Source organism: Streptomyces sp. NPDC087263 (assembly GCF_044744645.1).
Lineage (GTDB): Bacteria > Actinomycetota > Actinomycetes > Streptomycetales > Streptomycetaceae > Streptomyces.
In genome coordinates, this window is the sequence record NZ_JBIUYT010000003.1 from 373814 (window position 1) to 387408 (window position 13595).

13 protein-coding genes, 1 pseudogene and 1 riboswitch are annotated in these 13595 nt (G+C 69.3%); of the genes and pseudogenes, 8 read left to right on the forward strand and 6 right to left on the reverse strand.

The features are described from left to right. Positions 1-67: 67 nt before the first annotated feature. On the forward strand, positions 68-571 hold the full coding sequence (locus ACIPC1_RS10980; RefSeq protein WP_402515488.1) for a metallophosphoesterase family protein: 504 nt from the start codon (positions 68-70) through the stop codon (positions 569-571). A gap of 16 nt (positions 572-587) precedes the next feature. Here the strand turns inward: ACIPC1_RS10980 and ACIPC1_RS10985 are convergent, their stop codons facing one another. After that, positions 588-1715 carry an XdhC family protein gene (locus ACIPC1_RS10985; RefSeq protein WP_402515490.1) on the reverse strand — a complete coding sequence of 376 codons (1128 nt, stop codon included), beginning with the start codon at positions 1713-1715 and terminating at the stop codon, positions 588-590. A 255-nt stretch (positions 1716-1970) separates the two neighbouring features. Here ACIPC1_RS10985 and ACIPC1_RS10990 point away from each other — a divergent pair, with 255 nt between their 5' ends. Then, positions 1971-3950 (forward strand): GTP-binding protein, encoded by a 1980-nt coding sequence (locus tag ACIPC1_RS10990; protein ID WP_402515493.1) that lies wholly within the window; start codon positions 1971-1973, stop codon positions 3948-3950. A 136-nt stretch (positions 3951-4086) separates the two neighbouring features. Then, positions 4087-5955: a cellulase family glycosylhydrolase gene (locus ACIPC1_RS10995; RefSeq protein WP_402515495.1), complete on the forward strand. Its 1869-nt coding sequence runs from the start codon at positions 4087-4089 to the stop codon at positions 5953-5955. Here the strand turns inward: ACIPC1_RS10995 and ACIPC1_RS11000 are convergent. After that, positions 5948-7198 carry a YncE family protein gene (locus ACIPC1_RS11000; RefSeq protein ID WP_402515498.1) on the reverse strand — a complete coding sequence of 417 codons (1251 nt, stop codon included), beginning with the start codon at positions 7196-7198 and terminating at the stop codon, positions 5948-5950. The two genes, ACIPC1_RS10995 and ACIPC1_RS11000, sit on opposite strands and share 8 nt — an antisense overlap. Before the next feature lie 210 nt (positions 7199-7408). Between ACIPC1_RS11000 and ACIPC1_RS11005 the strand changes: the two genes are divergently transcribed. From ACIPC1_RS11005 to ACIPC1_RS11015, 3 genes are all read left to right on the forward strand, one after another. After that, the gene (locus ACIPC1_RS11005; RefSeq protein ID WP_402515501.1) at positions 7409-8071 is read left to right on the forward strand and encodes a TetR/AcrR family transcriptional regulator; all 663 of its coding nucleotides are present in this window, start codon (positions 7409-7411) and stop codon (positions 8069-8071) included. A gap of 108 nt (positions 8072-8179) precedes the next feature. Next, positions 8180-8848 (forward strand): TetR/AcrR family transcriptional regulator, encoded by a 669-nt coding sequence (locus tag ACIPC1_RS11010; RefSeq protein ID WP_402515504.1) that lies wholly within the window; start codon positions 8180-8182, stop codon positions 8846-8848. Continuing rightward, complete coding sequence (locus ACIPC1_RS11015; RefSeq protein ID WP_402515506.1) at positions 8845-9759, forward strand: carotenoid biosynthesis protein; 915 nt, start codon at positions 8845-8847, stop codon at positions 9757-9759. Before ACIPC1_RS11010 ends, ACIPC1_RS11015 begins: the two co-directional genes overlap by 4 nt. 68 nt (positions 9760-9827) lie before the next feature. Here the strand turns inward: ACIPC1_RS11015 and ACIPC1_RS11020 are convergent. The 3 genes and pseudogenes from ACIPC1_RS11020 to ACIPC1_RS11030 all read right to left on the reverse strand — a co-directional run. Beyond that, positions 9828-10036, reverse strand: a pseudogene (locus ACIPC1_RS11020) (glycosyltransferase); the annotation flags it as partial. Between the two features lie 35 nt (positions 10037-10071). Continuing rightward, complete coding sequence (locus ACIPC1_RS11025; RefSeq protein ID WP_402515508.1) at positions 10072-10974, reverse strand: bifunctional 5,10-methylenetetrahydrofolate dehydrogenase/5,10-methenyltetrahydrofolate cyclohydrolase; 903 nt, start codon at positions 10972-10974, stop codon at positions 10072-10074. A gap of 23 nt (positions 10975-10997) precedes the next feature. After that, positions 10998-11084, reverse strand: a riboswitch (ZMP/ZTP riboswitch). 59 nt (positions 11085-11143) lie between these two features. After that, on the reverse strand, positions 11144-12016 hold the full coding sequence (locus tag ACIPC1_RS11030) for a hypothetical protein (RefSeq protein ID WP_402515510.1): 873 nt from the start codon (positions 12014-12016) through the stop codon (positions 11144-11146). 60 nt (positions 12017-12076) lie between these two features. Here ACIPC1_RS11030 and ACIPC1_RS11035 point away from each other — a divergent pair, with 60 nt between their 5' ends. Then, positions 12077-12640, forward strand: coding sequence for a MarR family winged helix-turn-helix transcriptional regulator (locus ACIPC1_RS11035; protein ID WP_402515512.1), 564 nt, complete (start codon positions 12077-12079; stop codon positions 12638-12640). Positions 12641-12667: 27 nt separating this feature from the next. Here the strand turns inward: ACIPC1_RS11035 and ACIPC1_RS11040 are convergent, their stop codons facing one another. Then, the gene (locus ACIPC1_RS11040) at positions 12668-13033 is read right to left on the reverse strand and encodes a nuclear transport factor 2 family protein (RefSeq protein ID WP_402515515.1); all 366 of its coding nucleotides are present in this window, start codon (positions 13031-13033) and stop codon (positions 12668-12670) included. 171 nt (positions 13034-13204) lie between these two features. Between ACIPC1_RS11040 and ACIPC1_RS11045 the strand changes: the two genes are divergently transcribed. Beyond that, positions 13205-13498, forward strand: a complete 294-nt coding sequence (locus tag ACIPC1_RS11045) for a hypothetical protein (protein WP_402515517.1) — start codon at positions 13205-13207, stop codon at positions 13496-13498. The last annotated feature ends 97 nt before the right edge of the window (positions 13499-13595 follow it).

The following is a 13595-nucleotide window of genomic DNA, read 5'->3' on the forward strand; positions in this document are numbered from 1 at the left end:
CCGATCTCCCTAGTGGACCGATCCCCCTCGCGGAGTGACACCCCTCGTCGGGTGACACCCTGGGGGCGTGCGCCTGCTGCTGATGTCCGACACTCATCTCCCCCAGCGAGCCAAGGAGCTCCCCGCCCAGCTCCTCACCGAACTCCCGCTCGCCGACGTCATCATCCACGCGGGCGACTGGGTGGACACCGCCACCCTCGACCTCCTGGAGGCCCGCTCCCGCCGGTTCGTCGGCGTCCACGGCAACAACGACGGCCCGGCCCTGCGCGCCCGCCTCCCCGAGGTCGCCCGCCTCGAACTGGACGGCCTGCGCCTCGGAGTCGTCCACGAGACGGGCGCCGCCCAGGGCAGAGAGGCGCGCTGCGCCCAGCGCTTCCCCGACCTCGATGTCCTGGTCTTCGGCCACAGCCACATCCCCTGGGACACGACCACGGACACCGGCCTGCGCCTTCTCAACCCCGGCTCCCCGACCGACCGCCGCCGCCAGCCCCACTGCACGTACATGACGGCGTGGGTGACGGACGGCCGACTGGGTGAGGTACGTCTCCACCGGCTGCCCCCGCGCAGCTGACGCGTAGCTCTCCGCCCTACGGTGCTTCTCCTCGTGGTGGACCGCCGGGCCTCGGATGAATCGCCCCGCCCGTCGCCGTGAGCGGCTCCCCGCTGCCGCCCCAGCGCAGCGCCACGATCTCCGCGGCGACGGACACGGCCACCTCCTCGGGCGTACGGGCACCGAGGTCGAGCCCGACCGGTGAGCGCAGCCGGGACAGTTCGCTCTCGCCGAGCCCGGCTTCCACCAGCCGCTTCATCCGGTGGTCGTGGGTACGCCGGCTGCCCATCGCGCCGATGTACGCGGCCGGGCGGCGCAGTGCCTCCTCCAGCAGCGGCACGTCGAACTTCGGGTCGTGGGTGAGGACGCAGATCACCGTCCGCGAGTCCGTCGTCGTACCGCCGAGGTAGCGGTGCGGCCAGTCGACGACGACCTCCACGCCCGCCGGGAACCGTTTCGGGGTGGCGAAGACCGGGCGGGCGTCGCAGACCGTGACGCGGTAGCCGAGGAAGGCGCCGATGCGGGCCACCGCGGCGGCGTAGTCGATCGCGCCGAAGACCAGCATGCGGGGTGGGGGAGCGAAGGAGTGCAGGAAGACGGTGACGGCGTCCTCGCGGCGCTCACCGTCCGGGCCGTAGTGCCGCTGCCCGGTGGCCCCCTGAGCCAGTTCCCCTCGGGCGTCCGCCGTGACCGCCACGTCCAGACCGGTCGACCCCAGCGAGCCGGCCACCTCGTCCGGCCACACCGCGAGGGTGGCCCCGCGTGACGCCGGACCGTCGAGCACCGTCGCCACGGTCACCGGGCGGCCCGCGGCCACCGACTCGGCCACCGCCCCGAAGGTGGGATCCTCCTCGCGCGTCACCCGGCGAACGAGGAGTGTGATCTCCCCGCCGCAGGTCAGCCCCACGGCGAACGCGTCCTCGTCGCTGTACCCGAAGGTCTCAAGGCGTGCCTCGCCGGAGGCCACCACCTCTTGGGCCAGCTCGAAGACCGCGCCCTCGACACAGCCGCCGGACACACTGCCCTCGGCCTCGTCGCCGGGGCCCACGGCCATGGCCGCGCCCGGGTCGCGCGGCGCGCTGCGGCTGACGGCGACCACGGTGGCGAGCCCGAACGGGGATCCCGCCGCGTACCACCGGTTGAGCGCCGGAAGGATCTCACGCATCGCCGGCTCCCTTCGCTGCGGAGTGCACTGTCGAAATGCTGCCGGTCCAAGCGTCGCATCCGGCCCGTGACCAGGGCAGGAGCGCCACGCTCCCGGCGAAGCCGGCCGGCCGAGAGCTTAAATCCGTTGCTGTCGCGCACGGCGGTCTGCTGCACTACTCGGGACCAGTTCACCGGGATCAAGGAGCAGCAATGCGCACTTCGTTCATGTCCACCCAGGAAGGAATCACTCCCACTCCAAAGGACATGACACCCGGTGCATATGCTCAACCTGGGAATTCTGGCGCACGTAGACGCCGGTAAGACAAGCCTCACCGAGCGGCTGCTGCACGCCGTCGGAGTCATCGACGAGATCGGCAGTGTCGATGACGGAAGCACCCAGACCGATTCCCTCGCGCTGGAGCGGCAGCGCGGTATCACGATCAAATCCGCCGTCGTCTCCTTCACGATCGACGACGTCACCGTCAATCTGATCGACACACCCGGACACCCGGACTTCATCGCCGAGGTGGAGCGGGTGCTGAGTGTGCTGGACGGCGCCGTACTCGTCGTCTCGGCCGTGGAGGGCGTACAGGCCCAGACCCGTGTGCTGATGCGGACGCTTCAGCGGCTGCGGATCCCCACGCTCGTCTTCGTGAACAAGATCGACCGTGCCGGAGCGCAGTACGAGCGGGTACTGGAGCGGATCTCCGCGCGACTCACCCCCGCGATCGTCCCGATGGGCGAGGTCGGCGAACCGGGCACGCGCGGCGCCCACTTCGTTCCCTTCGACGACGCCAGGCTCAGGGCGCCGCTGCTCGACCTGCTCGCCGAGCACGACGACGACCTGCTGACCGCGTACGTCGAGGGCCGCGTCCCCGATGGTCGGCTCCGCGCCGCCCTCGTCCGGCAGACCGGTCAGGCGTTGGTGCACCCGGTGTACTTCGGCTCGGCCATGACGGGCGCCGGTATCGCGGAACTGATCGCCGGCATCAAGGAGTTGCTGCCTTCCGGTGAGGGCGATGCCGACGGCCCGGTCTCGGGGACCGTCTTCAAGGTCGAGCGCGGCCCAGCGGGGGAGAAGATCGCGTACGCCCGCATGTTCTCCGGGGCGCTGTGGACGCGCGACCGGCTGACCTTCCGCGACGGCGAGGCCGGGAAGGTCACCGCGATCAGCGTCTTCGACCGGGGCTCAGCCGTCCGGGAGACGTCCGTGGCCGCGGGGCGGATCGGCAAACTCTGGGGCCTGGGAGACATCCGGATCGGCGACACCATCGGCGTACCGCGGAAATCGTCGGCGGGTGAGCAGCACTTCTCGCCGCCCACGCTGGAAACGGTGGTGGCTCCCAGCCGTCCGCGCGACAGAGGGGCTCTGCATCTCGCGCTCACCCAACTCGCCGAGCAGGACCCGCTGATCAACCTGCGCCAGGACGAAGTGCGCAAGGAAACCTCGGTGTCGCTCTACGGCGAAGTACAGAAGGAGGTCATCCAGGCGACACTGGCCGACGAATTCGGCATTGATGTCGTCTTCCGGGAGACGACCCCGCTGTGCATCGAGCGGCTGGTCGGCAGCGGTACGGCGGTCGAGTTCAACGGAAAGGGATCCCATCCCTTTCTCGCGACCGTCGGACTGCGCATCGATCCGGCGCCCGTCGATTCCGGTGTGGAGTTCCGCCTGGAGGTCGAACTCGGGGCGATGCCCTACGCGTTCTTCAAGGCGGTCGAGGACACCGTGAAGCAGACGCTGGAACAGGGAGTCCACGGATGGCGGGTCACCGACTGCACGGTCACCATGACGCACTCCGGCTACTCGCCAAGGCAGAGCCATGCCCACCAGGGCTTCGACAAGAGCATGTCCAGCACCGGCGCCGACTTCCGGGGCCTGACGCCACTCGTGGTGATGAGCGCGCTGCGGGAGGCGGGCACGCGGGTGTACGAGCCGATGCATCGGTTCCGCCTGGAGGCCCCGGCGGACACCTTGGGCGCCGTGCTGCCGCTGCTCGCGAAGCAGCGAGCCGTGCCGCAGGCCACGCAGATGCGCGGCGCGACGAGCGTCCTGGAGGGTCGCGTCCCGGCCGCCGAGGTGCATGAACTGGAGCAGCAGCTACCGGGGTTGACGCGCGGCGAGGGCGAGCTGGAGTGCGTCTTCGACCACTACGCGCCGGTCGTCCGCGCAACGGTGGCGGACCGGCCGCGGACGGATCTCAATCCGCTCGACCGGAAGGAGTACCTGCTCAACGTGACGCGCCGGGTCTGAACGCGGCGTGCGCGGGGTTTGAACATGACGCGTCCGGCTGGGCGACGAGGGCGACACGGCGGCCGGTGAAACAAGAAACTTACTCAGGAGTCAGGGGTGTTGACGGTCCGACCTGCGCCCGCGCACTGTAATGAACATGTCGAAGTTGCGCGCGCGTCTGTTCGGCGTCCTCGTACTCCTCACCGGCTTCCTCTCGGCGGCGGGCGCCCAGCCCGCCGCCGCGGACGGACTCCCCGACTCCCTCTGGTTCGACGAATCCGCGGCCGCCACCCTCACCGTCCAGGACGGCCACTTCACCGACGGGCTCGGCCGCGAGGTCGTACTGCGCGGCTACAACGTCTCCGGCGAGACGAAGCTGGAGGAGAACGGCGGACTGCCCTTCGCGTCAGTCGCCGACGCGCGGAAGTCGGCGACGGCGCTGCGCACTCTCGGCGGCGGCAACTCCGTACGCTTCCTGCTCTCCTGGGCACAGGCCGAGCCCGTACGCGGCCAGGTCGACACCACCTATCTCGCGGCCGCCACCGCCCAGATCGGCGCCTTCCTCGACGCCGGAATCCGTGTGTACCCGGACTTCCACCAGGACCTCTACTCCCGCCACCTCTTCAACCCGGGCAGCTGGTACACCGGCGACGGCGCCCCCAAGTGGGCAGTGGACACAGGGGGTTACCCCCAGGAGTCGTGCGGGATCTGCATCCTCTGGGGTCAGAACATCACCACGAACGAGGCCGTGAAGCAGGCGTCGTACGACTTCTGGCACAACGAGTACGGCCTCCAGGACGCCTTCCTCACCACGGCCGAGGCGACCATGGCCTACGTCAAACAGCACCTCACCACCGACCAGTTCGCGGGAGTCGTCGGCTTCGATCCCTTCAACGAACCGCACGCCGGGACGTACGACTCCGGTCAGACCAGCCGCGCCTGGGAAAGTGACGTGCTCTGGCCCTTCTACGTGAAGTTCCGGGCCCGGATGGACGCGGCCGGCTGGCAGGCCAAGCCCGCCTTCGTCGAACCGAATCTCTTCTGGAACGCCAACATCGACTTCCAGAAGCAGGAGGGCGGACTGCTCGACGCGGGCACGCTGGGCTCGCGCTATGTCTTCAACACCCACTTCTACGACCAGAAGGCGATCTCCGGCATCTTCATGTGGGGCAAGGCTGAAGACGGCCAGTACGTCACCGACTTCGGGACGGTACGCGACCGTGCCTCGGCCGCCGGTACGACGGCGATCATCAGCGAGTTCGGCCATCCGCTGGCCGGATCGGTCTCGGACAAGGCGCCGACGGTCCTCAAGGCGATGTACCAGGCCCTCGACTCCCGCCAGAAGGGCGCCACTTGGTGGGCGGACCCGGCTGCCTCCGGCCCGGTCCTGTCCGGCAGCCAGTGGCAGTGGGACATCTACAACGGCCGCCACCACGAGCTGATGAACGACAACCCCGACAAGGTCATGACCACCGGCGACGCCTGGAACGACGAGGACCTCTCCGCCGTGCGCCTCGACGACTCGGGGACGGCCGTACTGCGCCAGGACGCCCGCCTGCTGGACCGCGTCTACCCCAGCGCCACCGCGGGCACCGCGATCGCCTTCACCTACGAGGACCGCTCCCGGGACGGCACCACGACCCTGACCTGGAACCCGGTCCCGAGCACCCTGCCCCACGTCTCCCAGCTCGTGGGGTCGGGCCAGTACAGCCTGCTGGTCTGGCGTTCCGACGGCACGAACACGCCCACGGAACTCCATCTCCCGGCGTCCTTCCCGACCTCGGCCACCACGGTCGTCTCCGACCTCGGCACGACGGCCACTCCACCCTCGTACACCACCACGACCCCCATCGCCGTGGCCCCCGAACCGGGCGGCACGGGAAGCCGCCGCCTGCTGCTCACCGCTCCCGGCACGGGGACGCTGCACTACGCGCTGGCCACGAACGGGGCGACCGCTCCGTCCGCCGGTCTGCTGAGCGCGGCCAGGACCGAGCTGGCGTCATGGGCCGCGGCGGAGTTCAACTAATCGACGGAGCAGTCCAGTTCGCCTCCACATGGCCGAGGCGAACGCGCTGGGGGTGATCGCCGACCGGCACCGACACCGTCTTCTGCCCGGTGCCGAAGTCGATGGCGGTGACCTGGTCGGCACCGCTCTCCGAGATGACACAGGACTTGCCGTCGCCGCTGACGGTCGCCCAGTACGGCTTGGAGGCGGCGACGAGCGGGCCTTCTTGAAGGGTCGCCCGGTCCACGACGGTCGCGTAGTCGTCCATCGTGCCCGCGACGCACAGCTTGGTGCCGGCGGGGTTCATCGAAATCCCGTGGTGGCGTGAGTCGTTGACCCACGTGGTGCGGTCCGTGCTGGTCGCCGGGTTCTTCGGCAGGGTCTTCACGCGCGTGATCCTGTCGGAGGCGATGTCGTACTCCAGGAAGCCGTTGAAGAACGACACCTGGAAGTACAGCTTGGACTCGTCGGGGCTGAACGCGGCGGGCCGGACCGCGTCGGAGAAGTCCGTGAGACCGATCGCGTCGAGCCGCTGACGCATGTCGATCACCTTGACCTGCTGGAAGGTGGCCGCGTCGACGACGGTGATGTACCTGTTGCCCTTCGTCCAGTCCAGCCACGGGTCGTCGAGGGCGGTGGTGACGTCACCGATCGCCATGTTCCAGATGTACTTGCCGTCGCTCGTGAAGATGTTCTCGTGCGGCTTGTCGCCGGTGGCGAAAGAGCCGAGCTGACTGCCGGTGTTGATGTCGAGGACGTGCACCGTGTTCGCGGTCGAGGCCGAGACGGCGACGCGGGTACCGTCGGGGGACACCGCCATGTGGTCGGAGCGGTAACCGGACACCGCGAAACGCCAGTTGACGTTCCCCGTAGCGACGTCGATCGAGACGACGTCGGCGAAGCTCGGGCGGGAGACGACCACGGACTTGCCGTCGGGTGTGGAGTACATGTCGTCGACGAACTGGTCGTGGCCCTCGCCGACGCCGCTACGGATGGCCATGAAGTAGATCCACTTGATCGGATCGGCGTTGATCTCGGCCAGCCGGGCCTCCTTGTCCGGTATGACGTTGATCCGGCCGATCTTCGCGAAGTCGCCGGTGGACTTGATGACGTCGGCAGTGCCGTCCCAGTTGTTGCCCACGAACATCACCTCGCGCAGCTCGGCGGCGGAGCTCTGGGCGGTGGCCGCTGTCGCCGTAGCGCCGAGAGTGAGGGCGAGGACGGCGGCGATGGAACAAAGGCGTCTGGGTCTGAGGTCAGACATGGTGGCTCCTTGTCGTCGGTGGGGAGTGCGGGTGAGAACTTGCCAATGGCAAGGCGCGGCAGGGGGGCGTGACAAGGGAGATTCTGAACACGCCCGCTTTCAGATTGACTTACTGGAAAGTAAGGAGGGGTCGGCCCTCTCCACAAGGGTCCGTACACGACAAAATCGTGGGAGCACGAATGGTTCATCGGATGGCCAGAGGGGGGACGTGTGGCGGGCAGGCTCAAACAGCCGACCGGCCGGTACGGGGGCCGTACCGCCGAGGAGCGGCAGGCCGAGCGGCGCGGCCGGTTCCTGGACGCCGCGCTCCAACTGTTCGGCGATACCCCGGGTTTCCGGGCCACGACCGTAGCCGCTCTGAGCGAGGCGGCAGGCCTGTCGACCCGCCAGTTCTACGAGGAGTTCCGCACTCTTGAAGATGTCCTTGCCGCCCTGCACCTCCAGGTCAATGACTGGGCCGAGGAGTCCGCCCTGGCCGCACTCGCCGACGCCCGGGACCTGCCGCTTCCCGAGCGGGCCACCGCGATCTTCCGCGCCTACGCCACGAACGTGACGAGCGATCCGCGCCGGATCCGCATCACCTTCGTCGAGGTCATCGGCGTGAGCCCGCGACTGGAGGAACAGCGGCTCGCCCGCCGTTCCCGCTGGGTGGGCTTCATCTGTGCCGAGGCTGCCGTTGCTGTCGCACGTGGGGAGGCGGCGCGGCGCGACTACCGGATCGCCGCCACGGCGTTCATCGGCAGCGTGAACGGGCTGCTCCATGACTGGAATGCCGGGTGGCTGGACGCGACCCTCGACGAGGTGGTCGAGGAGCTTGTCCGGCAGTTGCTGGGGATCTTGCGGCCGACGGAGGGAACGGGGAGGAGCGGGTGAAGCAACGGCGTGGGCCGGAGGCTGATCCTCCGTTCGGGGCGCCCAGAGTTGTTAATCCGGCAGCTGTCTGATTATTGTGGATGGTGCCCGCCGAGCGCAGGAGGTTCCATGGCAGCCGGACGGAACGCACAGACGCAGCGTGGGCCGGGCCGCCCGCCCGCCGACGCGCCGCTGCCCGACCTGGTGGAGATCCATCAGCGCGGCCTGGAGGCGTTCGCGGAACTGGGCTACGAGGCGGTGTCCGTACGGCAGCTCAACGAGCGCCTCGGCATGGGGCACACCTTCATCCACGACCGGTACGGATCCAAGGAACTCTTCTGGCGGGCGGTCACGGAATCCGCGATCCGCGACACGACCGACGAGGTCATGGCGGCCCTTGCCAAGGAGCAGCCAGCCGACGACCTGGCCCTGCTGATCGCCGGCGTACGGGCCTTCCACCAGGCTGCCTCCGGCCGTCCCCACCTCTCGCGGGTCATCGACTACGAAGCGGGCCGCGACTCACCGCGGCTGGCCCACCTCTACAGGCTGATGGCCCCGCTCAACGACATGGGCCGGCCGGCCTTCGACCGGCTCGTGCGGCAGGGGACGCTGCGAGACATCCCTTGGTACCTGTTCCACTTCGCCGTCACCAAGCCGATGGCCATGTACGGCCAAGGACCGCTGGCGCGGATGTTCGGCCGGAGTGACGACGCCGACGACCACACCCTGATGAGCACGCTGGTCCTCAATGGCCTGCTCATGTGCAACAGCCCGACAGAAGCCGGAGTTCCCCGATGACCGCCGCACAACGCTCCCACAAGAACACCACCGTGTGGTGCCTCACCGCCGTTGTTCTCCTCGGTCAGCTCCTGTCGGCCTTCGTGCACGGCCTGACGATGCTGGTGATCGTGGTGCAGGTCGGCTTCGTGTTCCTGCACGGGGCGCGGCGCTACGGTCGGCGCGCGATCGGGGTCTTCGTCGTCGGGGGGCTGGTGATCAGTAACGCCCTGGAGAACCTCAGCATCCAGACCGGCTTCCCGTTCGGCCACTACCACTACACCGGCGACGGCAAGATCTTCCAGGTGCCGTGGTTCATCGGCCCGGCCTACCTGGCCACCGGCTACCTCGCCTGGATCGTCGCCACCGTGCTGCTCGACGACGTGTGCCGCAACTCGACCTGGCTGACCACCGTCGGAACCCCCGTCGTCGCCGCGTTCGCCATGACCGCCTGGGACCTTGCCATGGACCCCTCGTTCTCGACGATCGAGAACCACTGGGTGTGGGAGAACGGCGGCGGATTCTTCGGAGTCCCGCTGGGCAACTTCCTCGGGTGGACCTTCACCGTCTACCTGTTCATGCAGGTCTTCGCCCTCTACGTGCGCAGCCGCGGTCCACTGCCGACCGCACAGCCGGAGTCGACCACGGCCAGTGACCTGCAAGGCGTACTCCTCTACGCGGCGACGACGATCTCGTTCTTCACGGAGTTCGTCACCGGCAGGCACACCACCGTCACCGACGCTGCCGGCGTGACCTGGAGCACCGCCGACATCTACGAGTCATCGGTCCTGCTCACCGTCTACGGCATGTGCTTCATCGCCCTCCTCGCGCTGCTGCGTATCGCCCAGCGGCGGACCACGACTGCGACGTCGGCCCCGCAGGACAGCACGGTCGAGCGGGCGGAGCCGAACCCGGAACGCCTGTCCGCCTAGGTCCCCTGGGGGGAATGGCGGCCCGCCGGCCGGTTCACGCGGGCATGGGCGGCCTCGGTCACTTCGTCCCCGGTGGTGCTGCGATGCAGCCGCTGCCCCCGCTCGGACTCCCGCTCCGCCCGGGAATCCACCGGCCGCGCGTGGAGCCCCGGACCCGAACCGGCGGCAAGCCGCTCGAAACACCCGTGCGTCACCAGGGTGACCTCGTGCCCGGCACGCGCCGGGCCGAGCCCGCGACCGGTGTACGGCGCACACCGCCTCGGGACCCCGCGGTCATGATCGCCACTCGCACGGCGGCCAGTATGGCGGGAGTTACCGCGGGGCGGTCGCGAGTTGGTTCGCCGACGGGGATCCAGCCAGCCGCCCCGGCGGCCGGCGAAGTCGTTCCGCTGCCGTGACGGTCTGCTCCAGCAGGACCGCGATCGTCATGGGACCGACGCCACCCGGCACCGGCGTGATCAGCGAGGCCCGGTCGCGGGCGGTGTCGAAGTCGACGTCTCCGACGTTCCCGGGGTTGTAGCCCGCGTCGATGACGACGGCTCCCGGCTTGATGTCCTCGCCGCGGATCAGCCGCGGCCGCCCCACGGCGGCCACCACGATGTCCGCCTCGCGTACGACCGAGGACAGCTCGGTCGTACGCGAGTGGCAGTACGTCACCGTCGCGTCGCGGCCCAGCAGCAGCATGCCGACGGGCTTGCCGAGGATCGCGCTGCGGCCCACGACGACGGCGCGTTTGCCTGCCGGGTCCACGTCGTACGCGTCGAGGAGCCGCATGATGCCGCCGGGAGTGCAGGACACGAAGCCGGGCAGCCCGAAGCTCATCGCCGAGTACGAACTCAGCGTCACCCCGTCGACGTCCTTCTCCGGCGCGATGGCCTCGAACGCGGCACGCTCGTCGATGTGCGGACCGACGGGGTGCTGGAGCAGGATGCCGTGCACGGTGGGGTCGTCGGACAGTGTGGCCAGCGTGTCGACCAGTTCCGCCGTCGTGGTGCCGGCGGGCAGGGCGACGTGCCGAGACTCGATACCGGCCCTCCGGCTGCGGTTCTGCTTCATCCGGACGTACGTGACGGAGGCGGGATCCTCGCCGACCAGTACCGTCGCCAGACACGGCGACGCACCCGTGCGGTCCTTGAGGTCGGCCGCGCGCTGCGCGGTCTCCTCCACGATGCGGCGCGCGAGACCGGCGCCGTCCATGAGCTGGGCCTGGGACATGAGCCACTCCTGAGCGTCACTGACACAATCGCCCAGGCGCGCGGCAAAGACCCGTTCGTCAGACCGCTCCCCGGTGGTACTCCACCTCAGCGCCAGTCACGGCCCGCCGACCAGCCTAACCCGTGGGATTTCCGGTCGGCGCGGGTGTTTCCGCTCGCGGCCCGAACGGTCAGCTGCCGCTCTCCGGGGGCGGTGCCGTCGGGTCGGCTCCGGCCAGGAACCCGTTGGCCTGCGCCTCGGTGTCCGCGGCGCCGATGGCTCCGGCCCAGCGGGCGACCTCACGGGCCAGCGCGGCGGCTCCGGCCTCGTCGCCCGCGTCGCGGGCCAGGACCGCCAGGAGCATCTGCTGCGAGAGGGTGCCGGGGACGGCTCCGGCCCCGGCGCCGAGCTCGGTGGCTCGGCTCCAGCGCTCCAAGGCCCGTGCGTGGTCGCCGTGGTCGTGGTCGTGATCGCCGAGGTGCCGCAGCGCCTCGCGGGCTAGCAGGGGGTCGGCCGGCTCAACGGAGTCGGCCGCGCGCAGGGCGGTTTCGTAGTGGCCCGGAGCGAGGTCGCGCTCGGCGAAGAGGTTGTCGGCGATGAGACCCAGGTACATCTCGGCCCAGCCTCGGCGCACATCGTCCGGAGCCCGCTCACGCAGGTTCTCGGCGCGTGAGCGGAGAGCAGCGAGGGCCTTCGGGTCCTTGCCGTCGGGTCCGGGCCGGAACGCGCCGTCGATATGCACAAGACCGAGGTAGTCGTGGCGGAGCCAGAGGCAGTCCAGGTCCCAGCGGTCGTGGCGGTGCGCCCCTGCGAAGGCCTTCTCGGCGGCGTCGAGCCGAGCGCGCGCCAGGCTGGTCCCGCCGAACCAGTCGCTCTCCAGCGAGACTTCGGCGGCGGCCACGGCGAGCCGGGCACGGGCCGACGGATCGGTGACCTCGGCCGCGTCCAGCAGCACCGACGCCCGTTCCCATCGGCCGCCGATCCTCAACTCGCGGACGGCAGCCAGGAGTTGGTCGAGCGGCACGGCCGCGGCCGTACGGACTGTGCTTGCGGTGTTCGTCATGCGAGGAACGTAGTAATACGAAAAACTATCCACAAGAAAACTACTTTTGGGGAGGCACGTATGGGGGACCCTTCGGCGGGGGATTCGGTCGACCGGCACGTTGCGGTCTGGTCGAAGGAGCTCGCCTGGATGGACCCGGTCACCGAGGCGATCTTCGTCCGGCTCGCGATCCTGGCCCGGCACACGGTCCAGGCCCGCCGGGACACCCTGGACTCGGACGGGCTTCGACACTGGCAGTTCAAGGTGCTGCTGATGTTGCGCAGGCTCGGTCCGCCGTACGCGGCGAGCCCGTCGCAGCTCGCCGACCTGCTGGGTCTGACCCGCGGCGCACTGTCGGCACGTCTCGGCCCGATGGAGGACGCGGGGCTGATCACCCGCACGAACGAGGCAGCCGACCGCCGCCGTGTACAGGTGAGGCTCACCGAGGCCGGATATGACGCGTTCGAGCAGCACGTGGCGACGGAGGGTGAGGGTGAGAACGCGCTCCTCGGAGTGCTGACCGCAGAAGAGAAGCGGACACTCGCAGACCTGCTGCGGAAACTGGTGGTGGCAGCCGAGTCCGGCGCGAACGCGACCGGCCCATCCCCGCACTCGCCGAGAAGGTCCAGGTCAGCTGCGAATTGATCCGGACCTTCGGCCACCAGGTCCTTCCTACTCGTCCCATGCCTGTAGCAGCGTGTGTTCGACGATCTTGCCGTCGCGCAGCGACATCATCGAGCTGGCCAGCACCTTCACGCCGTCCGGGTACTGACAGGACTCGGTGAAGGCGACCTGATCGCCCTGGACGACGCACCGCTCCAGCTTGTGGGTCATGTCCCGGCTGTAGACGTCGTTGAGCATGTCGGCGATCTCGCCGCGACCGTGTTTGACCATCGGATGACTGGGCTGGGTGTTGTGGTCGACGACACGGACCTCCGCGTCGTCCGCGTAGAGCGACAGCAGATCTGCCGCGCTCCGTCCTTCTATGCCCCGGCGTAGCGCTTCGGTGTCGAAGGCGGGGCCTGCCGCGGTGCCCATGATGACCTCCTTGAAAGGCCGCGGCCCAGCGAGGAGTGGGCCGCGAAGGGCCTCTCCTTCGAGACTCCTCCGTCCGGGGGCGCGCGGCAAGCGCAGCAGCAACTGTGAGCCTCACGGGTGAGCGGAGCGGAACGGCCGTGTCCGCCCGGGCCCGCAGCCGTTGCTGAAAGCATGATCTCAACACGACGTATTGTCGCCGCCGTTGGTCTCGCCGTCGGTGTCACGGGCCTTGCCGCGCCGATGGCGAACGCCGCCGTCTCCGAGGCGCCGAAGCCGCTGAACCCCATCGCCGAGCTCGACAAGCTCGCTGTGAGCGAAATTCCCGCGGAGTACCAGGCCGCGCTCCCGAAGGTCTCCAGGCAGCTGGCCGGGCTCAACCGTCTGAACGAGGGCCTCGACGAGTTGCACCAGGTGACCGATCTGGCCGCGCCCGTCACCGGCGTGCTCCCCGCCATTGAGCCGTAGTCCTCCGGCGCTCGACAGCTTCCGCTGCCCCCGGCACCCTGGTGCCGGGGGCAGACGCGTCTGCCCTTGACTTTCACGGAGCCCGGTCCGAGCATCC

What these genes read in the sequence shown, in the direction of transcription:
- ACIPC1_RS11035 (WP_402515512.1), top strand. Translation starts at nt 12,077, where the DNA reads ATGGGGGACCCTTCGGCGGGGGATTCGGTCGACCGGCACGTTGCGGTC.
- ACIPC1_RS11010 (WP_402515504.1), top strand. Translation starts at nt 8,180, where the DNA reads ATGGCAGCCGGACGGAACGCACAGACGCAGCGTGGGCCGGGCCGCCCG.
- ACIPC1_RS10985 (WP_402515490.1), bottom strand. Translation starts at nt 1,715, where the DNA reads ATGCGTGAGATCCTTCCGGCGCTCAACCGGTGGTACGCGGCGGGATCC.
- ACIPC1_RS11040 (WP_402515515.1), bottom strand. Translation starts at nt 13,033, where the DNA reads ATGGGCACCGCGGCAGGCCCCGCCTTCGACACCGAAGCGCTACGCCGG.
- ACIPC1_RS11030 (WP_402515510.1), bottom strand. Translation starts at nt 12,016, where the DNA reads ATGACGAACACCGCAAGCACAGTCCGTACGGCCGCGGCCGTGCCGCTC.
- ACIPC1_RS11045 (WP_402515517.1), top strand. Translation starts at nt 13,205, where the DNA reads ATGATCTCAACACGACGTATTGTCGCCGCCGTTGGTCTCGCCGTCGGT.
- ACIPC1_RS11015 (WP_402515506.1), top strand. Translation starts at nt 8,845, where the DNA reads ATGACCGCCGCACAACGCTCCCACAAGAACACCACCGTGTGGTGCCTC.
- ACIPC1_RS11000 (WP_402515498.1), bottom strand. Translation starts at nt 7,198, where the DNA reads ATGTCTGACCTCAGACCCAGACGCCTTTGTTCCATCGCCGCCGTCCTC.
- ACIPC1_RS10995 (WP_402515495.1), top strand. Translation starts at nt 4,087, where the DNA reads ATGTCGAAGTTGCGCGCGCGTCTGTTCGGCGTCCTCGTACTCCTCACC.
- ACIPC1_RS11025 (WP_402515508.1), bottom strand. Translation starts at nt 10,974, where the DNA reads ATGTCCCAGGCCCAGCTCATGGACGGCGCCGGTCTCGCGCGCCGCATC.